This is a genomic window from Cocleimonas sp. KMM 6892 (genome assembly GCF_035798195.1).
Classification (GTDB): Bacteria; Pseudomonadota; Gammaproteobacteria; order Thiotrichales; family Thiotrichaceae; genus Cocleimonas; species Cocleimonas flava.
Genome location: NZ_JAPFBV010000001.1, coordinates 395159 through 418736, shown reverse-complemented (window position 1 = coordinate 418736; position 23578 = coordinate 395159). Strand labels below are relative to the sequence as shown.

At 38.0% G+C, this 23578-nt stretch carries 20 protein-coding genes; 8 read left to right on the top strand and 12 right to left on the bottom strand.

Translation table 11 applies throughout. The features are described from left to right. Positions 1–87 precede the first annotated feature (87 nt). The 5 genes from rpoH (at position 88) to OO007_RS01875 (ending at position 5566) form a co-directional block, all read left to right on the top strand. Complete coding sequence (gene rpoH / locus OO007_RS01895; RefSeq protein ID WP_131904341.1) at positions 88–972, top strand: RNA polymerase sigma factor RpoH; 885 nt, start codon at positions 88–90, stop codon at positions 970–972. A gap of 358 nt (positions 973–1330) precedes the next feature. Beyond that, positions 1331–1585, top strand: coding sequence for an exodeoxyribonuclease VII small subunit (locus tag OO007_RS01890; protein WP_131904340.1), 255 nt, complete (start codon positions 1331–1333; stop codon positions 1583–1585). Positions 1586–1625: 40 nt separating this feature from the next. Beyond that, entirely contained in the window at positions 1626–2528 is a 903-nt protein-coding gene (locus tag OO007_RS01885; RefSeq protein ID WP_325807524.1) for a polyprenyl synthetase family protein, read from the top strand. 126 nt (positions 2529–2654) lie between these two features. Then, a complete protein-coding gene (gene dxs / locus OO007_RS01880) occupies positions 2655–4526 on the top strand; it encodes a 1-deoxy-D-xylulose-5-phosphate synthase (protein WP_325807523.1) in 1872 nt (623 codons plus the stop codon). A 149-nt stretch (positions 4527–4675) separates the two neighbouring features. Beyond that, on the top strand, positions 4676–5566 hold the full coding sequence (locus OO007_RS01875) for a DMT family transporter (RefSeq protein WP_325807522.1): 891 nt from the start codon (positions 4676–4678) through the stop codon (positions 5564–5566). 204 nt (positions 5567–5770) lie between these two features. On the opposite strand, the gene OO007_RS01870 is transcribed toward OO007_RS01875, so the two are convergent. The 4 genes from OO007_RS01870 to OO007_RS01855 form a co-directional block, all read right to left on the bottom strand. Then, positions 5771–6571, bottom strand: a complete 801-nt coding sequence (locus OO007_RS01870; RefSeq protein WP_131904336.1) for an amino acid ABC transporter ATP-binding protein — start codon at positions 6569–6571, stop codon at positions 5771–5773. Positions 6572–6592: 21 nt separating this feature from the next. Next, complete coding sequence (locus OO007_RS01865; protein ID WP_325807521.1) at positions 6593–7696, bottom strand: amino acid ABC transporter permease; 1104 nt, start codon at positions 7694–7696, stop codon at positions 6593–6595. 12 nt (positions 7697–7708) lie between these two features. Next, complete coding sequence (locus OO007_RS01860; protein WP_131904334.1) at positions 7709–8902, bottom strand: amino acid ABC transporter permease; 1194 nt, start codon at positions 8900–8902, stop codon at positions 7709–7711. A 123-nt stretch (positions 8903–9025) separates the two neighbouring features. Further along, positions 9026–10036 (bottom strand): amino acid ABC transporter substrate-binding protein, encoded by a 1011-nt coding sequence (locus tag OO007_RS01855; RefSeq protein ID WP_131904333.1) that lies wholly within the window; start codon positions 10034–10036, stop codon positions 9026–9028. 410 nt (positions 10037–10446) lie between these two features. Between OO007_RS01855 and zapB the strand changes: the two genes are divergently transcribed. From zapB to OO007_RS01840, 3 genes are read left to right on the top strand one after another with little or no spacing between them, the layout of a single operon-like run. After that, complete coding sequence (zapB, locus tag OO007_RS01850; RefSeq protein WP_131904332.1) at positions 10447–10686, top strand: cell division protein ZapB; 240 nt, start codon at positions 10447–10449, stop codon at positions 10684–10686. 29 nt (positions 10687–10715) lie between these two features. Further along, positions 10716–11018: a cell division protein ZapA gene (locus OO007_RS01845; RefSeq protein ID WP_131904331.1), complete on the top strand. Its 303-nt coding sequence runs from the start codon at positions 10716–10718 to the stop codon at positions 11016–11018. A gap of 57 nt (positions 11019–11075) precedes the next feature. Beyond that, positions 11076–12584 carry a capsule assembly Wzi family protein gene (locus OO007_RS01840; protein WP_325807520.1) on the top strand — a complete coding sequence of 503 codons (1509 nt, stop codon included), beginning with the start codon at positions 11076–11078 and terminating at the stop codon, positions 12582–12584. Between the two features lie 154 nt (positions 12585–12738). Here the strand turns inward: OO007_RS01840 and OO007_RS01835 are convergent, their stop codons facing one another. From OO007_RS01835 to OO007_RS01800, 8 genes are all read right to left on the bottom strand, one after another. Further along, a complete protein-coding gene (locus OO007_RS01835) occupies positions 12739–14943 on the bottom strand; it encodes a polysaccharide biosynthesis tyrosine autokinase (RefSeq protein ID WP_325807519.1) in 2205 nt (734 codons plus the stop codon). Positions 14944–14998: 55 nt separating this feature from the next. Then, positions 14999–15412: a low molecular weight protein-tyrosine-phosphatase gene (locus OO007_RS01830; RefSeq protein ID WP_325808047.1), complete on the bottom strand. Its 414-nt coding sequence runs from the start codon at positions 15410–15412 to the stop codon at positions 14999–15001. 26 nt (positions 15413–15438) lie between these two features. After that, positions 15439–16800: a polysaccharide biosynthesis/export family protein gene (locus OO007_RS01825; protein ID WP_325807518.1), complete on the bottom strand. Its 1362-nt coding sequence runs from the start codon at positions 16798–16800 to the stop codon at positions 15439–15441. A 189-nt stretch (positions 16801–16989) separates the two neighbouring features. Continuing rightward, positions 16990–19011 (bottom strand): polysaccharide biosynthesis protein, encoded by a 2022-nt coding sequence (locus tag OO007_RS01820; protein WP_325807517.1) that lies wholly within the window; start codon positions 19009–19011, stop codon positions 16990–16992. 167 nt (positions 19012–19178) lie between these two features. Beyond that, the gene (locus tag OO007_RS01815) at positions 19179–20288 is read right to left on the bottom strand and encodes a DegT/DnrJ/EryC1/StrS family aminotransferase (protein WP_325807516.1); all 1110 of its coding nucleotides are present in this window, start codon (positions 20286–20288) and stop codon (positions 19179–19181) included. Between the two features lie 41 nt (positions 20289–20329). Then, complete coding sequence (locus tag OO007_RS01810; RefSeq protein WP_325807515.1) at positions 20330–20947, bottom strand: GNAT family N-acetyltransferase; 618 nt, start codon at positions 20945–20947, stop codon at positions 20330–20332. A gap of 352 nt (positions 20948–21299) precedes the next feature. Then, the gene (locus OO007_RS01805; protein ID WP_325807514.1) at positions 21300–22523 is read right to left on the bottom strand and encodes a glycosyltransferase family 4 protein; all 1224 of its coding nucleotides are present in this window, start codon (positions 22521–22523) and stop codon (positions 21300–21302) included. Between the two features lie 124 nt (positions 22524–22647). Further along, positions 22648–23568 carry a UDP-3-O-(3-hydroxymyristoyl)glucosamine N-acyltransferase gene (locus OO007_RS01800; RefSeq protein ID WP_325807513.1) on the bottom strand — a complete coding sequence of 307 codons (921 nt, stop codon included), beginning with the start codon at positions 23566–23568 and terminating at the stop codon, positions 22648–22650. Positions 23569–23578: the final 10 nt, after the last annotated feature.

The window sequence follows — 23578 nt, the reverse complement described above, 5'->3', positions numbered from 1 at the left end:
TGTCCGAAACTTTTTGTGGTATTAGCACTCTAAGTCTTTGAGTGCTAAAATAGCATAACAATCTGAGGAAGTTTCAGGGGAAAAGATATGACAAACAATACATTAGTAGTAGGAAACACAGCAGCGACAAGTACAGCGATGACTATGCCGGTTCTTTCAGGAAGTCTCGAGAGTTACATTCAGTCTGTACGTGAAATTCCGGTTTTAAAGAAGTCTGAAGAGCGCGAACTAGCAGTTAAGCTACGCGATAACGACGATCTTGAAGCAGCTCGCCAACTGATTATGCATAACTTACGTTTTGTAATTAAAGTTGCGCGCGGTTACAGCGGTTACGGTTTACCTTTAGCTGATTTAGTGCAAGAAGGTAATGTAGGATTAATGAAAGCAGTAAAACGCTTTGATCCGACGGTAAATGTGCGTTTGGTATCTTTTGCAGTTCATTGGATTCGTGCAGAAATTCACGAGTTTATTTTAAAGAACTGGAAAATTGTTAAAGTTGCTACAACTAAAGCACAGCGCAAATTATTCTTTAATCTTAGAAGTAAAAAGAAAAGATTAGCGTGGATGAACGATGCAGAAGTTAAAGATATCGCGAATGATTTAGGTGTTACAAGCAAAGACGTGCTGGAAATGGAAAAGCGCATGTCTGGTCAGGATATCGGTTTTGATTTATCAACAGATGACGATGATGATAGTGCATATTCTCCGAATCAGTACTTGCAATCCGATGTCGAAGATCCTTCTGATGCTATCGAAACAGCAGACTGGGAGTCTCATACTCAGGTCTTATTCAAAAATGCGATGTCTACCTTAGATGATCGCAGTAAGGATATTTTAGCTTCTCGCTGGTTAGTAGAAGAAAAAGCGACGTTGCAGGACTTGGCTGCAAAATATGAAGTGTCGGCTGAGCGTATTCGTCAGATTGAGAGTAACGCGATTGAAAAGCTAAAGAGTTCAGTAGAAGCTGCTTAATACAACAGTTAACAAGCTGTAAATTCAAAACAATAAAAAGATCGCTATAAAGCGACCTTTTTATTGTCTGTAATTAATACTCAGCAAATTTACATTCCAAACACTACTGAGAAAAAACTCAGCCATGCAAAAATGATCAGTGCTGTAACGATCAACAGTGGTACACCAAAACTAAAATCGAACATGAGAATTTCCACTCCTATAAAAACAGGGTGATATGGTAGGTTATTCTAATGCGCTCTGCAAGTTACACTTATTTATCCATAAAACCGTGTTGGCATTGTTAAACACCACTATCCTTTCAGGATTAAGCCATTATAATCAACAGCCCAGCATACGTATTGGATACACAGCTTAGATGAATAAAAAGTCTCTGAAAAATGAATCTGCAGATGAAACAAAACCAGATTTTGAAACTGCCATGGCTGATTTGGAAGCATTGGTATCGAAAATTGAATCTGGTGATCTATCTTTAGAAGAGTCACTAAAAGAATTTGAGAATGGCGTGAAGCTGAGTAGAGCATGTCAGGCAGCGTTAAAAGATGCTGAACACCGTGTGAAAATTCTCAGTGAAGATGACGAAGAGAGTGATTTTGATGATAGTTCTGTATAGGCTATTTTCGACAAACACCAAGGTTAATTTTTAAAATATTATGACACGCGAAGACTATCAGCATCGTATCGAACAGTTTTTAGACTCGGTACCTCTATCAAGCTCATCTTTCATTTCATCTTCACAATTGCATGAAGCGATGCGCTATTCAGCTTTGGGTGGCGGTAAGCGTGTGCGTCCCTTATTGGTATATGCCACCGGAGAAGCATTAAAGATAAATGTCGATTTGCTCGATTTACCTGCGGCCGCTATCGAATTGATACATGCCTACTCTCTGATTCATGATGATTTGCCGAGTATGGATGATGATGCGCTTAGAAGAGGCAAACCAACCACTCATATCGCTTTCGATGAAGCGACAGCCATTCTTGCGGGAGATGCTCTGCAGACCTTGGCATTCCAGTTGCTATCAAACCCAATGCAAGGAATCTGCGCAGAAAATCAGCTAAAAATACTCAATATCCTGGCAATTGCCTCAGGCCCAGATGGTATGGTGAAGGGACAGAGTATAGATTTAGCGGCAGTGGGAAAGCAGTTAACTGAAGATGAATTAGAAATCATGCATAACCATAAAACTGGCGCATTAATTACAGCAAGTGTTGAAATGGCGACGTATTGTATGGAAACAAAAGAACAAGCGAATAGCGAAGAGATTGTAAAAAAACGTAGAAGTTTGACAGAATACTCTCAAGCAATTGGTTTGGCTTTTCAGGTTAGAGACGACATTCTTGATATTCAAAGCGATACAGAAACGCTGGGAAAACAACAGGGATCCGATATTGCGGCAGGAAAACCAACCTATCCGTCCATCATGGGAATGTCAGCAGCTAAAGAAAAATTGTTTAATTTGAACAAAAAAGCGTTAGACTCTCTCATAGATTTTGGAGAAGAAGCCGATTCACTAAGAGAAATCGCAAGTTTTATTGTTAAGCGCATTGCTTGATTTAAAGCAGTACGTCTTTTCATTATCATAGTTACAATACATAGACCCGCTACCTAGGCTTACTATCTAGAGTTGCTATCTAAAGTTGTTATCTAGAATAACCATCAAGGCTATAATTTAAGATACATGTTATTTGACAATATAAATACACCCGCAGACCTAAAGAGCCTGACAATTGAAGAATTGCCAGCGCTGTGTGATGAGGTGCGTAAGTATTTATTGCAATCAGTATCAGACTCCGGAGGCCATTTAGCATCTGGTTTAGGTGCGCTTGAATTAACCGTTGCGCTACATTACGTCTACGATACGCCAAATGATCGATTGATCTGGGACGTCGGGCATCAAGCCTATGTGCATAAGCTTTTAACAGGCCGTAGAGATCAGCTTCGTACCATTAAAAAGAAAGATGGTTTGTGTGGTTTTCCGCGTCGTGAAGAAAGTAAATATGATGATTTTGGCGTAGGCCATTCCAGTACATCTATCAGTGCTGCGTTAGGTATGGCGCTTGCAGCAAAACAACAAGGTATTGATCGACATTCAATCGCCGTTATCGGTGATGGCGCATTAACAGCGGGTTTAGCCTATGAAGCTTTAAATCATGCTGGTGACATTGATACTGAGATGCTGGTTGTTTTAAACGATAATGATATGTCTATTTCACCCAATGTGGGTGGTTTAAGTAAGTATCTAGCGCGTTTATTGTCGGGTAATTTTTATTCAACGATGCGTGAAAATAGCAAGAAAATACTTGCGAATACGCCAGTCATGAAGCGTTTTGCCAGACGCGCTGAAGAGCATACCAAAGGCATGATAATGCCCTCTGCAACGCTATTCGAAGAAATGGGCTTCGTTTATTACGGCCCAGTCGATGGTCATGATGTGATTGAATTGGTTAAGATTCTAGAGAACATCAAAGACATCAACGAGCCTAAGTTTTTACACGTTGTCACTCAAAAAGGCAAAGGTTACGAGCCCGCTGAAAAAGATCCGATTGGATATCACGCGGTCTCTGTTTTTGATTTGAAAGCCGGAGTGCAAAAATCAAATAAACCCAGTACGCCGACATACACACAAGTGTTTGGTCGTTGGTTGTGCGATATGGCTGCGAAAGACGAAAAGCTTGTCGGTATCACTCCGGCAATGCGTGAAGGTTCCGGGTTGGTTGAGTTTTCTAAAGAATTCCCTGATCGTTACTACGATGTCGCGATTGCCGAACAGCATGCAGTAACACTTGCTGCCGGAATGGCATGCGATGGTTTAAAGCCAATTGTTGCGATATATTCGACATTTTTACAGCGCGCTTATGATCAGTTAATACACGATGTCGCGCTACAGGATTTGCCTGTTGTGTTTGCAATCGACCGTGCAGGTTTAGTTGGTTCAGATGGTCCAACGCATTCGGGCAATTATGATTTTTCTTACTTGCGCTGTATCCCAAATATGATCGTAATGGCTCCATCTAACGAAGATGAGTGCAGGCAAATGCTGTACACAGCTTACCAGCAAAATGGACCTACAGCGGTTCGTTACCCTCGTGGAAAAGGCACGGGTGTAGAACCTCAGGAAGAAATGAAAGAGCTGGCAGTCGGAAAGGGAGAAGTGCTACGCAAAGGCAATAGTATTGCAATCTTAATGTTTGGTTCTTTGTTAGAAGAGGCAACAATTGCAGCCAAAGCGTTCGGTGCCACGCTGGTAAATATGCGTTTCGTGAAGCCTATCGATGAAGATTTAATAAGAAGCTTATCCGAATCTCATGAATTATTTGTAACCCTTGAAGACAATGCTATTAAGGGCGGGGCAGGTAGTGCGGTTAATGAATTCTTGCTTGAGCAGGATATTTCGATGCCTGTCTTGAATTGCGGTATTCCCGATAAATATATAGAACATGCCACTCGTGAAGAGCAGCTGGAAGAAATAGGTCTCGATGGTGCTGGTATCGTTAAACAGATTGGCGAATTCAATCAGGGTAAATACTCTGAGCATCTTAAAACTGCTTAGTACTAAATTCTTAAGAATCCTTCTTAAATAAAACGCTTCTGAAAAAAATCCCCCAAAGTAGGGGGGTGACCTTATAATTCATGATCTACTGGATAAATATGCAATTTGTATTCAATTATCCCCTAATTGATTATTCGAGACTTTAAATCATGATCTACCTTAAATTACTCTTCGCCATGATGATATGGGGAGGAACTTTCACGTCAGCGAAAATGCTGGGTGCTGAAATGGATCCCATGATTTCGGCATTATTTCGTTTTATGCTGGCTTCTTCTGCATTGTTGTTACTGGTCTTTATTAAAGAAGGCACACTACCTAAAATCTCTCAAAAACAGTTTTTCGCATTACTTGGAATGGGGGCAACAGGTATTGCCGCTTATAATTTATTATTCTTTTATGGTTTATTACATGCTGAAGCCAGCAGAGGGAGCTTAATAACCGCTTCAAATCCTGTATTAACTGCCGTTGCATCGATTGTTTTGTTTAAAGAAAGGCTTACCCCGGTAAGACTGTTAGGACTCGTGTTGTGCGTGTTTGGTGCCTTCTTAATCATTTCTAAAGGTGATTTGGGAATTCTGTTTGATAAAGGCATTGGTCTTGGGGAAATAGCATTTATTGGCTGCGCATTTAGCTGGGCAATTTATACCTTGATCGGCCGTTTTATTAGTAATGAATTATCTTCATTGGTGGCGATAACTTATGCAAGTTGCTTTGGTACGGTATTTTTATTGTTGCTTGCCTTGGTGACTAAGCCTGCAGCAATATTCTCTGCGCTTACTACGCTTAACGTTACCATTTCTATGCACTTGCTTTATCTCGCAATATTAGCAACCGTAGTAGGGTTTGTATGGTTCCAGGAAGGTGTGAAGGTGCTAGGCGCAGCAAGGGCAGCTGTGTTCATTTATTTTATGCCTGTGAGCGCCGTCTTTATTGCTTTCTTTGTTCTTGATGAGCAGCTGTCACTGGTTTTGTTGACTGGTGCTGCTTTAATTATTTCAGGAATCTATCTGGTGAATAGAAAGCCTCAAGATAGTAAGTAGTGTATTTTTTATCTGAATGTAAATAACTGAAGAGTCAATCTCATATTACTCCAATCATTTGAGTTACTTATTAAAATTGAAGTAAAAAAACTGCCCCAAAGTAGGGGGGTGGCAAAGTAAAAAAATATTGAATAATACTTTTCTGTCTTGCATAAAAAAAACCACCTTTAAGGTGGTTTTTTTTATTGAGTCTTAAATAAAACCTTAATGGCCAATAATCTGGCTTAGGAAGGCTTGTGTTCTTTCGTTTTGTGGATTGTCGAAGAACTCGTGTGGATTGTTCTGCTCAACAATTTGTCCGGCATCCATGAAGATAACGCGATCCGCAACTTTCTTCGCAAAACCCATTTCATGCGTTACACAAAGCATAGTCATGCCTTCTTCAGCAAGTTCTACCATTACATCTAATACTTCAGAGATCATCTCTGGATCAAGTGCTGAGGTAGGCTCATCAAATAACATAATTTTAGGGTTCATACATAATGAGCGTGCAATCGCAACACGTTGTTGCTGACCACCCGATAATTGACCAGGGAACTTCAAAGCTTGATCAGGAATCTTTACACGCTCTAAGTATTCCATCGCCGTAGCTTCAGCTTCTTTCTTCGGTATTTTGCGTACCCATAGTGGCGCTAAAGTAAGGTTTTCTAAAATTGTAAGGTGCGGGAAAAGGTTAAAGTGTTGAAACACCATACCTACTTCACGACGAACTGCTTCGATATTCTTGATATCTTCATTCAGTGCGACACCATCTACTGTCAGGCTACCTTCCTGGAATTCTTCGAGGCGATTAATACAGCGAATCAATGTTGACTTACCAGATCCTGACGGACCACAGACAACGATACGCTCACCTTTGGCAACGTCCAGGTTGATATCTTTAAGTACGTGGAACGCGCCGTACCATTTGTTCAGATTCTCTATTTGAATAATTGAATCTGCATTACTTGTTCTTGTTTCAGTTGTTGACGAATTATTGTCAGACGTTTTTTCTGTAATAGACATTAAATATCTCCGAATTTCTAATTAGCTTCTTGAGTGGCCGGTGTTGAGTTTATTTTCTATATGTACACTAATGCGTGACATGGTGTAACAGAAAACCCAGAACACAAACGCAACAAACACATAACCTTCTATGTGATGACCGCCGAGCCAATTTGAATTTTGCAGTGCCGCCTGAATAGTACTCAGTACTTCAAACAGACCTATGATCAATACAAGGGTGGTGTCTTTGAATAGAGCGATAAAGGTATTCACGATATTAGGAATCGAAATCTTAAGCGCTTGTGGTAACACAATCAGACGCATAGTTTTCCAGTAACCTAAACCAAGTGAATTAGCCGCTTCTACCTGTCCTTTAGGGATTGCTTGTAAACCACCACGAATTACCTCAGCCATATATGCCGATTGGAATAAGGTAATAGCGATAAATGCTCGCATTAACTTATCCAGCTGGACACCAGCAGGGAAGAATAGTGGCAACATTACAGAACCCATAAAGAGTATTGTAATTAGTGGAACACCACGAAACAGCTCGATCGATGATATACAGACAACTCTAACAAAAGGCATTTTAGATTGGCGACCTAGTGCCCAAATAATACCTATCGGTAAAGACATCAAAATGCCAGCAAATGCGAGTAGGATGTTAAGTGAGAAACCGCCCCACTTATCAGTGCTTACTGTTTCTAGACCAAAACCACCGTACATTAACCATAGTGATACTAATGGGTAAACTAATAGGCTAACCCAGCCAACACGACGACGTAGGTGCTGAGGTAGGAAGAACTGCAATACAACAACTGCAACTAATCCTATCAGAGCCAGGTTTACGCGCCAGTGGAGATTTTCAGGGTAAGAACCGTAAAGTAACTGGCTAAACCACTGTTTGATAAAAATCCAGCATGCGCCCGATTTTGTACATTCATCCTGTGTTGTTCCGACCCAGTTAGCGCTAATAAAAGCCCAATCTATAACGGGAGGTATAAAACGAATGATTAAATATCCAAAAAATACGGTTAATAAAGTATTTACTGGTGATGAAAATAAACTTTCCTTCATCCATGCAATTGGACCAATTGCACTTGAAGGCGGTTTTCTTGCTTCTATTGGTGTAAATGTATTATCCATAGCAATAGCCTCCTAGCGCTCAACGAGTTTAATACGAGCGTTATACCAGTTCATAAACATGGATAACGTTAAGTTAATAATGAGATAGACCATCATCGTCATAAAGACAATTTCTACGGCCTGTCCTACCTGATTAAGCGTGGAGCCCATAAATACAGCGACTAAGTCCGGATAGCCAATAGCCATTGCCAAAGACGAGTTCTTGATTAGGTTTTGATACTGACTGTTCAGTGGAGGTACGATAACGCGTAGTGCTTGAGGAATCGTAACAAAGCGCAATACCTTTGCACTAGGTAAGCCTAAAGCGGCAGCGGCTTCAACCTGTCCATGTGATACTGATTGAACGCCGGCTCTAACCGCTTCTGCAATAAATGCCGCGGTATATACTGATAACGCAACGGTTAATGCGACCAGTTCAGGAATTAGCGTCATTCCGCCTTTAAATCCAAAGCCTTCTAATTTAGGCACTTCGATAGAAGCTGGTAAGCCCATAAGTAGGAAAGCAATAAATGGTAAGCCGATGATCAATCCTAAGTTAGCCCAAAGAGTCGGGAAAGGTTGACCAGTACTTTCCTGGCGTTTTCTTGCCCAGCGGCTTAAAAAGAAAGCACCTGCAATGGCAGCGATCAATGCATAAAAGACAATGCTTGCACCATCGGACCAAACTATCTTTGGTACTGACAATCCACGGACATTGACAAATATTGAATCTGCAAGGGAGATACTATCTCGAACACCTGGCAACGTTGCGAGTACCGCAAAATACCAGAAGAAAATTTGTAGTAGTAGAGGAATGTTACGAAACGTTTCAACAAACACTGTAGCGACTTTCGATACTAACCAGTTTGAAGATAAACGTGAAACACCCACTAAAAAACCTAAGAGTGTGGCAAATACAATACTGATAGCTGAGACTAAAAGTGTATTTAATAAGCCTACAAAAAAGGTTCTGCCATAAGAGTCTGTGGCTTCAAAAGGGATCAGTGATAATAAGATATCAAAGCCGGCAGGCTGGCTCATAAAACCAAAACCAGTACGGATGCCTCTAGCCTCCATATTCGTTAAGGTATTGTTGTAAATGGTGTAGAAAAAATACGCGAGTCCCAGAAACACGATTGCTTGGAATACGACGGATCGTACTTCGGCGCGGTTATAAAATGCTGCTTTGGGAGTGGCGGATGAGTTTTTGGATTTGTTAGTTTGCATATATTAAAACTATCGTTGAGTAACTCAATTGCACGCTTCTGAATAGATTTAAGCGAACAAGCTTAAAGGAAAGAATAAAGGTTAAAATTAAGGGGCCAAAGGCCCCTTAATATAGCTATGCTATTAACGCATTGCTGGAGAGTAAAGGATTCCGCCTTTGTTCCACTGAGCGTTTAAGCCACGTGAAATTTTAAGTGCTGAGTCCATACCAACATTACGCTCGAAAGACTCAGAGTAGTTACCTACTTGCTTGATGATTTGATGAGCCCAGTCTGCGCTGAGACCTAGTTTCTCACCTAGATCGCCTTCAGCACCTAAAAGACGCTTTTGACCAGGCTTGCCAGATTTAGCCATTTCGTCTGCATTTGCAGATGTAACGCCCTGGAATTCACCTTCGATCATTGCATTAAGTGACCACTTTACGATGTTGAACCATTTGTCATCGCCTTGGCGTACAACAGGTCCTAGTGGCTCTTTAGAGATAACTTCAGGTAATACAACAGCTCCATCAGGATCTTTAAGACCGATACGTAAAGAGTAAAGCTGTGATTGGTCAGATACTAAGAAGTCACAACGACCAGATTCAAAACCAGAACGAGTTTGGTCAGACGTTTCAAATGTTACAACTTTGTACTTCATGTTGTTTTCACGGAAGTAATCAGCAATCGCTAATTCTGTAGAAGTACCAGCCTGGATACATGCCGCAGCACCATCAAGCTTAAGTGCGCTATCAACGCCTAACTTCTTGTTAACCATGAAGCCAGCACCATCATAATAAACTACGCCAGCAAAGTTTAGACCGAGTGATGTATCACGAGTAGCAGTCCAGGTTGTGTTACGAGACAAAATGTCGATTTCACCAGATTGTAATGCTGTGAAACGCTCTTTAGCAGTAAGTGGCTTGTAACTAACTTTTGAAGCATCACCTAGTACAGCAGCAGCAACGCTGCGACAAACGTCTACGTCTAGTCCGCTCCAGTTACCTTTTTCATCTTTTTGTGAAAAGCCAGCAAGGCCAGTACTAACGCCACACTTAAGCATTCCTGCTTTTTTAACATCATCTAGTGTGTCAGCTTGTACGTTTGAGCTAAAAATAGCAGCAGTTACAAGACCGAATAAAACGCTCTTCTTCATGGTATACCTCTTTAATTGTGTAGGGGGTTAAAATGCCGCGCAAATCTAGTTTGGGAATTCTAAAACAGAAATTCCAATGCCTAGTATTAAGTATTCGCACGAGCGCATCTTACACAGAGTAAAGACCATTTTTCAAGCTTTGTCAGGTTTATTTTTATTTCTTAAAAAACAGTATATTACTATGTTCTTATAACGCTTATAAGTAAATCAAAGTTTCTAGGTAATATTACTTAACTTTATTGTTACTAAGGTCCAGTGATAATAAAAATTGAACACTTCGTCGATAAAATAACTCTTACCATTTGACGAGAGTTGAATTTTTGTTTTTGAAGTTTAAATTACGTATACTGAAACTCTTCCATTTCTTAGGCATTTTTGAAGCCAACTTTCATTCGGGATTTAATGTAATTATGAATAAGACATCCAATGATGAGCAGCTTTCTATCACCATGAAAATAGATAAATTAGAAAGCTCAGTAAAAGAGTTGCTGGCATATTGTAAAAAACTCTCTGAAGAGAACGATGCCTTTAAATTTAGTAATCAGCAATTAATGCTGGAAAGATCAGAGCTACAGGCTAAGAACGATAAAGTGCGTGGTCAGGTAGAAGCAATGATGGAAAGATTAAAAGCAATGGATAAAGCATCCTAAAAGATGCCAACGAATTAGGGGAATCAAAGATGAGCAGAGAAACAATACCTGTAACAGTAAGGATCATGGAAAAAGAATACAAAATTTCTTGTCCTGAAGGTGAGCATGAATCTTTATTGGTGTCGGCTAGAAACGTCAATGAAAATATGCACAAAGTAAGAGAAGGCGGAAAAGCCTTGAGTGCTGATAGAGTTGCGGTGATGGCAGCAATTAATATCGCCCATGATTTAATTAAATCAAATAGAGAGCCTAAAGTTGATTCTGATATTTCAGATAGAATTGATGATATGCAGCAATCTATCGATCTAATGTTAAAATCATCAAAGTTTTAACTCTGTATCTAAGCAGATAAAACCACTTCAAATATCACTCTCCAAACTGGGTTCTACATGTCTAAGAAAACTAATATCAAAATATGCTCGTTGTTTGCAACGCTACCAATGCTCTTTGTATCAAGCCAAGTGCTGGCAAAGCCATGGTTAGACGCAGGAGATATGAAATTAAGGCATGAGTTACAGCTACTATCTGATGCACGTTTATTAGATTCGCCATTAACAACATGGCCGTTAGCTGCAAAAGATATACATGAAAACCTAAAAGAACCTGTTAAAGATTCTCCAATGTTACCTGCATTAAGGCAGGCTTATGCAAATGTTAAACAACGTTTAAAAGAAGAAGACTATAACTCGAGCTTTAAAATAACAGCCGATGCACGTTCTCAAGAGCTGTTGATAAGAGACTTTTCAGGAGAAGGCAGAGAGAAATACTCAGTATCTTACGATGGCGAATGGGGAAACCCTTTCATCGATTTGCGGTTAAAAGCAACAGTTGCAGATGAGACCGATCATCCAGATGACAGTGCTTTTAGATTGGATGAGTCATATATAGCAAGTGACATAGGTAATTGGAAAGTAACGGTAGGTCAGCAATCTAGATATTGGGGGCCAGGTTGGGATGGGTCTTTGATTCTTTCAAATAATGCTCGACCAATACCCAGTATCTCTGTCGAGAATGTATTATCAAAACCTGATGAGGATGATTTTTTCCTATTAAGGTGGTTGGGTACTAGCAAGCTTCACGCATTCGTGGGGCAGCTCGAATCTGATAGAGGAATTCCAGATGCGAAACTCATTGGTACTCGCTTTACTTTCAGGCCCTTTAAGCCGCTTGAAATAGGTTTGCATAGAACTATTCAGTGGGGCGGAGAAGGTCAAGATGAGAGTTTCTCTGATTTTACTAAAACGTTCTTTAGTATGAGAGTTGAAGAGCAAGATGGCGCGCTTGGAACGGTGAGAGGAAATCAAATAGCAGGATTGGATTTTAGATGGAAGCTTCCTGTAGGTGGCGAAAATCAACATTATTCATTGTATGGGCAATATATCGGAGAGGATCGTGTTGATGGCTCTATATTACTTGGCGATGAAGTCTTTATGTTAGGTGGCTCGGTAGCAGGTTATTCTAAAAAACTGCAAGGTTCATGGAGAGCTTACCTCGAAGCAACTGATACTAGCGCCGGCAGTTATAAAGGCAGAGACAGAAATAATATTGTCTATAACCATAGTAGCTACACCGATGGTTATCGCTACCTAGATGTGTCAATGGGGCATGGAATTGATTCAGATAGCCAAATGGTCAGTGCCGGGTTAATTCTTAATCAAAATAATGGTAATTTTTGGCGTGGCTGGGTTAAGCACGCAAAGCTGAATGAAGATGGGGTAGGGAATAACCCTATAGCTCCAAATGGAAAAGAGTGGTCAGCAGTAGGATTAAGTTTAGAAAAGCCGCTTAATATAGATACAAAAATAAACCTGGGGGTTCAGTTAATTTCCGAGAGAGATTATTCAAGTAAAAGAGAAAATGACGTTGGTATATCACTTAGTTTTACCAAGTCCTTCTAGGAACTAAATCGTTTATAAGTGCTATTGTTTGGTTTTTTGCTCTAAGTGATAACAAGCAAGCATTGTCGCTAAATTAAACTAGATCCCTTTATTTTTTCTCAATCAATTACCGTTGAGTAAATAATGCAAGGGGTCTAGTTTCAACAAGATCAATCTAATCTGATTGATACTCTCCATAATAAGATTGGTAGCCATAAGCATTTCTATTCTTCTTGGCATCATAGCCATTAAAGATAAATCCTTTGGTTTCAATACCTGTATTACTTAATCGCTTCACGGCATGTTCAATCTCTTTCATCGCATGCATATCTTGGCGAACTACCATGAACACCACGCCTGATAAACGACCTACGATTGTAGGGTCAGTTACCGCATGGATTGGTGGGGTATCGATTAAAATTAAGTCATAGTTACCAGATAACTCAGTAAGTAATTTCTCAAAGTTTTGATGCATCAATAACTCTGATGGGTTTGGAGGTGTTTGTCCTCTGGTTAATACATCAAAGCTATTTCCATTGCATTCATAAGTATGGATGGCATCTTCAATAGTACTTTTTTCACTGATCAAATCAGATAAACCCGGAGAGATTGGAGTGTTTACCAAGTTGTGCAAATAGCCTTTTCTCATATCGGCATCGATTAGTAAAACACGTTGATCACTGCCTGATATGACTGCTGCTAAATTTGAAGAGATAAAAGACTTCCCGATTCCAGGCGACGGTCCTGTAATCATTACAATATTATTTTTAGCTTCTAGCAATGCAAAGTGAAGGCTTGTTCTTAGACTTCTGAGGCTCTCAATTGCAGGGTCATTATTGTCTTCAATCGCGAGCAATGTCTTTTGTTTTTGTTTCTTCTTCTTGAGACCGCCAGTTAATTTAACACCTTTAGATAAAGGTATGGTTGCATATACAGGTAAACCTATTTGTTCTTCAATTTTTTCAGGATTGTTTACTTTGTGGTATAGCGCTTTTTTCAGGAATACAATTAAAATACCAACGAAAAACCCAAGCAGCAGCCCTAGTGCCATTATCATAGTTTTCTTTGGTTTGACTGGGGTTTCATTGACTGCTGCAGTATCAAGAATATATACGTTGCCTACATTGCTGGCTTTGGCGATTTTAAATTCTTGAATTTTATTTAATAAATCAACATAGATTGTATTGGCAACTTTATAGTCGCCTTCTAACTTAAGAAGTTGTTGTTGAGTTTCTGGAAGTTCAGTGATTTTAGAAAGTGTTTCGTTTCGTCTTTTATTTAGCTTTGTTTCTTGGGATGCGAGAGAGGTCAGTGTAGGGTGATTAGATGTGTATTTTAAGTTTAACTGGTCTCTTCTTAATGATAATTGTTGAAGCTGAGTGTCAATATCTGCAACTACTTTTAATATCGTCTGGGTTTCCATTGACATATCGGCTGTACGATTATTCGTTCTATATTCTTTTAGGGCTGCTTCAGCAGCTTCTGATCGCTCTTTGACCGGTTTAATCTGTTCATTTAGAAAATTAAGTGCATTGCTAGCCTCTTCAGAACTGCGTGATTTATTCTGTAATAAATAAGAATTAGAAACATTGTCGAGAATATTTAATATTTGTTCCTTATTTTCTCCTTCCAATGCAAGATTAATGATCCCTGTCTTTTTGCCCTGTTCTGAGACATTTAACTTTTTTTGTAATGTCACAATGGCTTGATATTTGCTCAGTTTTTTTATTATAAATGCTTTGCCTTCGCCAGCATTCAGTTCCTGAATATTAATTTCTAACAAACCGTCAGATGTAGATTCTAGTTTACCCACAACTCCATTTAAGAGGAGCTTGTCATCATGATATAAACTATATTTTCCGCGTTCAAGGCTAATTAAGGACAGAGGTTTATTTAAGTAGTTCTTTGCGACGTCTAGACGATTAACTTTTATGCTTTCATGTGACCATGAATAAGGACTTAGCCACGAAGAATTAAAGGGAGCATAATTAGATTCATTTTCTTCAACGAATCGTTTGATTAAGTTGCTAAAAAAAGGAATTTTTTTAGGTGTGGCAATTATATCTAATTTTAAATCACTAACAGCTTTTCCTATAATTTTTCTAGATTTTAAAATTTGTAACTCAGTCCCAGCAGACGCGCTGACGCCACCTAGTCCTGCTAATTCCTCAATTCCTGGGATTCCAGCTTTTTCAGCCTCTATTTGTAATAATGAGTCAGCTCTATATATAGGAGTCTTTCCAAAAGCAAAAATAATCGCTAAAAGTAAAGATGAAATCATTAAAGATAGAATTAGCCATTTCCCATCCAGAAGAGTCGCTAACAATTCTCTTAAATCTATTTCGTCGTCTTCCGTATGTTGTTGATTTGTAGTGGTCATTTAATATATCTGTTCTCAGTCATCTTTAAATAGGAATTAATAAACATTCTTAGGTTTAATTCCACAGTTTTTCTTGCCAGGCTTCTAGGCCTTTATTTATTAAATGATAAGATTCCTGGAATGCTTCAAAATCTTTTTTATAAGGATCAGGAATTTGTTCATTATTCTGCCACTTGCCAATCAAGTGTACTTTGCCTCGTGACTCAGGGAATTGAGAGATGATGCTTTGAACATGTTTGTCTTCCATAGTCAAAATAATGTCAGCGTTCTTTACCAGAACGCTGTTAATTTGTTGTGCTACATGATCAAAATCAATATTGATTTCCGACAGGATTTTCATCGTGCTTGGGTCTGCAGGCTTTCCAGACAGAGCCCCTAAGCCTGATGAATATACTTTTAGTTCAGGTCTGTTATGTTGCAAAATAGCTTCTGCCATGGGGCTGCGGCATATATTACCTATGCACACCATCATTACATTATTAAACATAATTAATTTTAGTTCGTAAGGTTTTCAAAGGTATTCAAAATAGTGAGAGAAGGTAATAGTAAACCTAGGACTCTGTTCCATCTTATTGAAGGCGTAGCGGTAACATAGACAATGTCTCTTGGTCTAATATCAAACTGTTCGGCTAATAACATGGAATGCACAGATGCTATAGGAAGTTGATAAACTGTTGGTATAGAATCTTTCGATGACTCTTGGCGGATAACAAAAATACCTTTAGGGTTTACGGTGTTCTCATTTAAGCTACCTGCATCGTTAATGGCTTCAGCCAGCGTCATGCCATCTTCGATTTGATATTTTACAGTCCCCGGCTTGTTTATTTCTCCCATAACAAAAACTTTTGCCTGTTCTGATTTTAGTTCTCTTTCAAGGTCCTTCTTTTGTCTTGCTATGGCTTTTTCTTTTTCTAATTCGAATTGCAGTCGAATAGGATTAAGGATTAACTCCTTATTTATCGCTTGATCAAGCTCTTTTTTCCACTCGTCCAGTTCATCAATTTCAACCACATGAAGTCTATCGCCATTACGTAAAATGAAATTCTGTCGATTGTCATTAAATTTAAGCATGCGGTTCAAGTCGATCGATATTGTATTGTTACCACGCCGCAAAGAAGCTTGTCCGGTATATTTTCTAGAAATAACCCCTCCGCTTCTAGATATAAGGTCTCTAACCGTTAGTGGCGTATCAGAAATTGCAAGGATGTTTGGCTGCTGGACAGCCCCGGAAATATAGGCTTTTTGGCTGCGGAAGCTCGCTACTCTTACACTTACCTGTGGCTTAGCGATAAATGTTTGTAATTTTTTCTCAAGATCTTTTCTGACATCTTCTACTGTTCGGCCAGTTGCTTGAATTTTCCCTGCATAAGGAAAGTAAAACTTGCCATCATTACCTACGTCGTGAGTGGCAGGAGCATCGCCAGCGGGAATAGTGAGTTCAGGATGATCCCATACAGTAATGCTCAAAATATCACGATCACCGATAAAGTATTGATAATTTGATTTCACATCATCAGCAGAAACGCCTGCAAAGCTAACAGCGCCTGTTGTTTTGGTAGGTCTGGGGTGGTTAGTACGATGAGGTTTTCTTATTGTGCTTGAGTTTTTTTCGGCATCAGAAACATAACTTTGGTAGCGTTTTTTCTTATTGGTTATATAGTTTGCATAATTAAAAGGTTTTTGGCTTTGAATCATTTTTCCGTCGATAACAACCAGCTTATAATCAACTCCTTCTTTTTGGGCTTTCTCGTATCGGCTAGATTTCGAGCTTAAGCCTGGAACACCAGGGCTAAACGAACAACCAACAAGAGAGATGACAGCAGTAAATGTTAAAAGTGCTCGGCAAAGTTTTTTCATAAATAGGATTACTAGAATATTAAAAGAAGGAGATGCAAAACATGGGGGATTTTATAGGTAATAATCAGTAATTACAAAGATCGCGTTAAAAACCTCATTTCATTTAATCGATGTATTTAGATTAAACTGTTGTATAAAGTTTTTGCGTATTAAAAATAAAAAAGTGCTTATAAGTAGGGGGGTGTTAAATTAGTAACTTTTAGTAATAGGTATAACATTTTTATTTTTACTCATGATCGGTTTTTCGAGCCATGGTTTATATCCATCAACAATATTAGTTAATTGTGATTTAATTTCTAAGATATTATCAACCTGCATTATTTTTTTTAGTTTATCTAATTTTTGCTCAAGAGTAGTCCAAGTCATAAACTCTTCATTTGCACGCATAATACGCTGATGTTTCGTACCACTCACATTTTCACCGATCAATAGCTCTTCATAAAGCTTTTCGCCAGGACGTAAGCCATTAAACTGAATGGCTATATCTCCATCCGGGTTTTTATCATTTTTAACAGATAAACCAGAGAGTTTAATCATTTTTTCTGCAAGGTCGGCTATTTTGACAGATTCTCCCATATCCAATACAAAAACATCTCCGCCTTTTGCCATGGCGCCCGCTTGAATAACGAGTTGTACCGCTTCTGGAATAGACATAAAGAAGCGCGTGATATCTTTATGTGTGACCGTTATAGGGCCACCTTCTTTTATCTGTTGTCTGAACTTAGGTACAACTGACCCAGATGAGCCTAATACATTTCCAAATCGAACCATGGTAAAGACTGTTTTGCATTCAGGCATTTCAGCAAGCGCTTGAAGTACTAGCTCTGCAATACGTTTAGAGCAACCCATAACATTTGTTGGTCGAACAGCTTTGTCGGTGGAAATAAGAATAAATGATTCGGCATTAGCGTTCATAGCAGTTTCGGCTAGCAATTGTGTGCCAAAAACATTATTTGCTAATCCAGCAACAGGGTTTTCTTCAACGAGAGGTACATGCTTGTAAGCAGCCGCATGATAAATAGTTTGAATAGTCTTGTTTTGAAATAAACGCTTTAATAATACTTCATTAGTGACGGAACCAAGTACACGATTTAATTCAATATGGTTTTCACTTTTTTTAATAAGCGCATCCAGTTCCTGTTCTATTTTGTATAAAGCAAACTCACTTTGCTCTAATAAAATTAATTTTTTTGGCGCTAAGCTAATTATCTGACGGCAAAGTTCTGATCCTATAGAGCCGCCTGCCCCGGTAACCATAACCACTTTATTAGTGATATTGATAGGTAATAACGAGCTATCAGGTTCAACAATGTTTCTGCCTAATAAATCATCAATATCGATATCATTGATATCCGCGGTTTGTAATTTGCCACTAACTAAATCTGCAAAAGCCGGGATACTACGGACGTGAACGGGTAATTTTTCTAATTGCTCTAGAATTAACCGGCGGTTGCTTCTACTTGCTGATGGCAGTGCTAATATAACCTCATCTACACAATATTTATCAATAGAAGCGGGTAACTGTAATGGGGAGAAAACCTTCAAGCCCAGTACATTCCAGCCTTCAAGACTTTTATCATCATCAATAAACCCAATAAGTGAATATGATGGATCAGGTTTAAGAACCATCGCTAGTTGAGAGCCAGCAGAACCAGCGCCATAAATTAATACTTTTTTTGCCGATGAGTTTTTTGAAATTTCACCATAAAGCCATTGTTGTGCACTTAGCCTAGTCACTGTAATTGTCATAAAGGTGCCAAGCCAGTAGAGAAGTGCGACTGAAGAAGGTATGTGTGGAAAATTCAGCAGTACAAGTGCACCCACCCAAACTACTGCAGCTATTAAAGTAGCTATCAAAATCGAACCAATAGCATGACTACGGAAATATTTTAAAATAGCTCGGTAAAGTCCCATCTTCATGTAAATAGGAATAGCGACCAATATGGCTAAGGGAAAGACTAGCCAGTTATAACTATTTTGCAGAAAAGTCTGTTTTTCAGTGCTATAAAAGCTAAGAAATAAAATCAGAGGAATAAGAAAGATATCTAAAGCTATGAGAAAAAGGCGCTTTTCAGATCGGGATCTGTTTAAGATATGTTTTTTCAGATTTGATTTCATAAGAGACATTTGTTTTTTTGCAAAAGGAAAAATGTTATGGGTAAATACCGTAATATCTATTAATGTATCTCGCGCAAAGTTATCTAATAACAAGACAACATTATCTTCAACAACGAGAAGCCTTTTTGTATAAGATGGCTTAAATAAAGTGAATAAATCGTCTTGATTAGTAAATTACTAAAGAGAATAGTTCATTTCAAGATTTAAAGAAGCCAATCATATTGACATATAAATATTGATTGAAAACAAAGAAGCTAATCTTATGGGGAGTCGATAATAAAATCAGAATGCTTTTCGAGAAAGCTAAACACTTGGTCAATATTGGATGGTGTTGTTGGTAAGTTAACGACATGCTTTGATAAATATTTTGTCATTGGAAAATCATCGCTATTAAATTTCCATAGAGATAAATCGCCTTCTACTGGATGTAAGGGTGATACAAACCATTCCCCTAATGCAATTCGTGCGGTTGTGGCAAGTTTCATAAATTCATCTCTATTCTTTACCAAAAGAGGGTATTTTAAAAATGAATGGTTTGAAAATAAATCTTCCGGAACATGATTTTTCTTTTTCTCCTTCAGAAATTTAGTATAGAGCAGGGCATTTTCTTTACGTTTTTTTATATCATCCTCAAGCTTAGAAATGTTTCTTAAACCTTCCTTAGCCTGCACGTTACTAAATGCTTTAAAGTAATCCTCAGGTATTTCTAAAGAAGTTATTTCTTCAGAGGTTGATGAGCCAACAATATTTGTATTGTGGCTAAGCCAGCGGTAAAAATTAACTAGAGGCCAGTAGGTGTAATTATTAATTAAATGCCTTTTTACAAAGAAGAGTAGCTTTAGGTTTAAAAGTTCTTTCCAGGTTGGTGGCATGAGTTTCGAACTTAAGTCAGTCACTTTATCAGCAAGCTTTTTATTATTAGTGACTAAAAAACCACCAATACCTGTAGAAAAGGGTTTATTCCATTGGGTGGAATATATTGCAGCATCGCAAGACAAGCCATTGGGAGTACCATTATAGGTTCCGCCGAAACCATGGGTGCAATCTTCAACAGTAAATAAGCCATGTTTCTTAGCGAGACTAGTCAATTCTTCCAGATCAGAAGAAAGTCCATAAGTATTTTGGCAAATAATCACCTTGGTACGATTTGTTATTGCTTTTTCTATATGTGGAATATCAAAATTATAGGTATCGGAAGATACATCAACATAGATAGGTGTTGCACCCAAATAAAGGATAGCATTGGGCACCACGACACAAGTGAAGGCAGGGAGGATAACTTCATCACCTTCTTTTACGCCCATTGCTTTTAATATAGTGTAGAGACCAACTCGTGCTTTCCAAAAGAAATGAATACTTTCATCAGGCATATTCTGAAAAGACTTAATTGCCTGAGTATATTTTGAAAACCTCATGATTTTACATCAACCGAGTATATAACCGATGAATTACCACTGTGGACTTCCAATACTCGTTCTCTTGCAGCTCCCATTTTTTCGTAAAACTTCTGTGCACCAATTAATTCTTCTCCCACAACTATTTTAAATTTTTGAATTTTTATTTCTTTAAAGTGCTCGGCTAGCATAATAAATAATTGTTGAGATACACCTGACCCACGATGCTCTTTGGCAACAGCCAAACTTAGTAGTTCTGCCTTTGGTAAGTCAGACAAATCATTTTTTCCTTTTGTATAAAAAAGAATTTCAATAATTTTTTTAAAATTTGAAAATCTCAATAGACGTGGAATTAATATTAAGCTAACAGGAACTAGATGTTTTTTTATTAAGTGCTTGTACACACCAGAAAATCTTCCTTGAGTTCCCGTTATAAAGCCAATAATTTTATCTTGATCTTTGGCTATCACCACCACGACATCATCACTTAAGCTCATAGATTTATACAAATAAAAAAGGAAGTTAACACCTAGCTTAGATAAAAAACCTAGATTTATACACTGATAATGTAAATTAGCAATGGCTCTTAATTCATCATCTTCAAATTGCTGGCAATCCTTACTGTAAATGATCAATTTTTAATGGCTCCCTCAATGTGTATATTTATTCCTTTTAACTAGCTTGTTTTGAGATTTTTACAAAATCAGTCTTTTCTTAAAATCCAATATTTACTAATATATTTCTTGTTGTAATTTTCCACGATAGTCTCATCAATCTATGTTTACCACAGAACTGGATAAAAGTAGCACATTACTTGTTCTAAAATTTTCACTCCATAGACTAAACAAATTAATTTCCATTATTGGCCAAACTTAGAAAGAAAACCGAGATTAGAATACTTATAATTAATAAGAGCTACAGCTTTGAGTTTATCTCTGCTGATAGGTTCTTTTATATTGGATTTTTGCATAATTACTGCATAAACATTCAATTAATGGAGTCAAGTGTACTAACCATTTTCTGAGCCAATTTTTCATACGAGTAGTTATCTTCAACATGTTTTCTGCCATTGGAACCCATTTGTACACGAATTTCAAAAGGTGTGTTCACTAGTTTTTTTATAGATTGAGCAAGTTTTTCAGGATTATCAGGTTCTGTAGTTAATCCAGCATTAGCGTCTTCTATAGGATTGTTTGCCGCATTCGAAGCTATCACTATTGGCCTCGCAGCGGATAGATAATCAAATATTTTATTTGGGCTGATGCCATATCGATATAATTCAGGTCTATTTCCTATAGGAATTACAAAGGCATCAGCTTCTTCTGCAAGTTTTGGTATTTCTTCTTTTGTTACTGATTTTTCAAAAAACACATTTGTTAAATTTAAGTGTATTGAGGTTTGAATTAATGATGCTTTTGAAGCCCCATCCCCTATCAGGCGAAGACTTACATGACTCATTGATTTGTCTACCTGTAAAATACTCATCGCTTCTAGAATGGTATCAAGGCTGTTTGCGGGTCCATGAGAACCAAAATACATTAATGTAAATGTATCCTTTTGATTAAGTGAAGAAGGGGGAGAAGAAATTTCAGCACCGTTTGATATCCAGCTGATCTTATTTCTAGGAACACCTAACGATTCTATATATTCATTAGCATAAGGTAAAAGCGTTATTATTTTATCGGCATTCATATAAAGCCATTTTTCGATTATACGAAAGATCTTAGTTTTTATGCTGTGTTCCGACCAGCGCCCCATTGCGATTAGTGTTTCAGGCCAGAGGTCACGTACTTCAAAGATGAAAGGAACTGAGTGTTTTTTTGCTAAGAATGCAGCGGCGATAGCAGCAAATGGATGAACACTAGAGCCTATAATTACATCAGGAGGTGAAATATTTTTTTTCCATCTGCCAAAATATGCTCTGAATGAATAACATAAAATATTTAATATTCTAAATACACCACTACCCTCATATTTTGGCGTTTTCAACCATGTAAAAGACACACCATCAATGATATTGGTTGCATGGGATTCTCGATTAGTAATTCTTTGATCACCAGTGAAGTGATCTACACTAGCGGCTATTATTTTCATATCCCAGCCCATCGTTTCCATATGTTTTGCTAGGCCGTAATGTCTTGTGCCTCCAGAACTTCCTGGTTCTTGAGCATAGTGATTTAGTAGCCAGACAACTTTGTTGCTTTCTTTCATATGAGTGAGTTGTATTGATAAATAGTAAGTTGATTTTAGAGAAGCATTTGTTATTTAATAATAATGGTCGCACAAGAGTTTTATAGTGATTGTTAGGTTATTTTTATGGTGAAAGCTAAATTCTCTAGTAATTATCATATTGAATTCTTTTCTTGAATTTAATTAGTTTTTTAAGTTCTATAGCTTCCAGTCCCATAACTTTCTTATCAGATTTTACATTTTTCAAGACAAGTGCACCTATTCCAATAGTAGAATTGTCTCCTATATTTATTTTCTGCATAAAAGTTGTATTAGGCCCAATCCAGCAATTCTTTCCTATTGTTACTGAGCCACTTATTTCCGAACATGCGGTAATAATCGTATTCTCCCCTATCCAGCAGTTATGTGCTATGTGTACCTGATCGTCTGTTTTAACACGATCGTCAATCACAGTATCATCCAATGTGCCTCTTGCAATAGTGTTTTTTGCACCAATTTCGACATCGTTTCCAATAATCACTTTTCCTAGATGAGGTATTCTAATGGGGGTTCCATTTTCTTCAAATGCAAAACCAAAACCATCTTCTCCAATGGTTGTTCCCGATTTTATATAACAATTTTTGCCTATCTGGGTGTTATCATTAATGACTACATTGTGATTTATAACAGTATCTTTCCCAATTTTTACATTATCACCGATGTGACAATTGCAACCAATTGTAACTGTCTCATGGATAAAGGTATTTATACCTATAATTGTTGATGGGTGGACCCTACGCATAGGCTTTTCAGTAAAAAATTCGGTTAATATTTTCGCAAAAGCAAGTCTTGGGTTAGCAACTTTTATTACAGAGTAGTTGGAGTCCTCTAAAAGAGTAAAGTCTAGGGGGGCTAAAATTAAAAATTCTTTAGCATGTGTGTTCTTTAAAAATCTAGTGCTTGTAAATGATATGCAATTGTTCTTAAGATTACTAACAGAAGTTGCATATTTAACAGGATAATTAAGCCCTATAAATTTTGTTTTTAAGAAAGAAGCTAAAATGTTAACGTCGGTTTTATTGCTCATTTTTTCCACT

Bases quoted from the DNA above. Each gene is read 5' to 3' on its own strand.
- OO007_RS01835 (WP_325807519.1), bottom strand. From the start codon at position 14,943: ATGACCACTACAAATCAACAACATACGGAAGACGACGAAATAGATTTA.
- OO007_RS01805 (WP_325807514.1), bottom strand. From the start codon at position 22,523: ATGAAAGAAAGCAACAAAGTTGTCTGGCTACTAAATCACTATGCTCAA.
- OO007_RS01870 (WP_131904336.1), bottom strand. From the start codon at position 6,571: ATGTCTATTACAGAAAAAACGTCTGACAATAATTCGTCAACAACTGAA.
- OO007_RS01830 (WP_325808047.1), bottom strand. From the start codon at position 15,412: ATGGTGTGCATAGGTAATATATGCCGCAGCCCCATGGCAGAAGCTATT.
- OO007_RS01885 (WP_325807524.1), top strand. From the start codon at position 1,626: ATGACACGCGAAGACTATCAGCATCGTATCGAACAGTTTTTAGACTCG.
- OO007_RS01860 (WP_131904334.1), bottom strand. From the start codon at position 8,902: ATGCAAACTAACAAATCCAAAAACTCATCCGCCACTCCCAAAGCAGCA.
- OO007_RS01815 (WP_325807516.1), bottom strand. From the start codon at position 20,288: ATGCCTGATGAAAGTATTCATTTCTTTTGGAAAGCACGAGTTGGTCTC.
- dxs (WP_325807523.1), top strand. From the start codon at position 2,655: ATGTTATTTGACAATATAAATACACCCGCAGACCTAAAGAGCCTGACA.
- rpoH (WP_131904341.1), top strand. From the start codon at position 88: ATGACAAACAATACATTAGTAGTAGGAAACACAGCAGCGACAAGTACA.
- zapB (WP_131904332.1), top strand. From the start codon at position 10,447: ATGAATAAGACATCCAATGATGAGCAGCTTTCTATCACCATGAAAATA.
- OO007_RS01855 (WP_131904333.1), bottom strand. From the start codon at position 10,036: ATGAAGAAGAGCGTTTTATTCGGTCTTGTAACTGCTGCTATTTTTAGC.
- OO007_RS01800 (WP_325807513.1), bottom strand. From the start codon at position 23,568: ATGAGCAATAAAACCGACGTTAACATTTTAGCTTCTTTCTTAAAAACA.
- OO007_RS01865 (WP_325807521.1), bottom strand. From the start codon at position 7,696: ATGGATAATACATTTACACCAATAGAAGCAAGAAAACCGCCTTCAAGT.
- OO007_RS01890 (WP_131904340.1), top strand. From the start codon at position 1,331: ATGAATAAAAAGTCTCTGAAAAATGAATCTGCAGATGAAACAAAACCA.
- OO007_RS01875 (WP_325807522.1), top strand. From the start codon at position 4,676: ATGATCTACCTTAAATTACTCTTCGCCATGATGATATGGGGAGGAACT.
- OO007_RS01840 (WP_325807520.1), top strand. From the start codon at position 11,076: ATGTCTAAGAAAACTAATATCAAAATATGCTCGTTGTTTGCAACGCTA.
- OO007_RS01825 (WP_325807518.1), bottom strand. From the start codon at position 16,800: ATGAAAAAACTTTGCCGAGCACTTTTAACATTTACTGCTGTCATCTCT.
- OO007_RS01845 (WP_131904331.1), top strand. From the start codon at position 10,716: ATGAGCAGAGAAACAATACCTGTAACAGTAAGGATCATGGAAAAAGAA.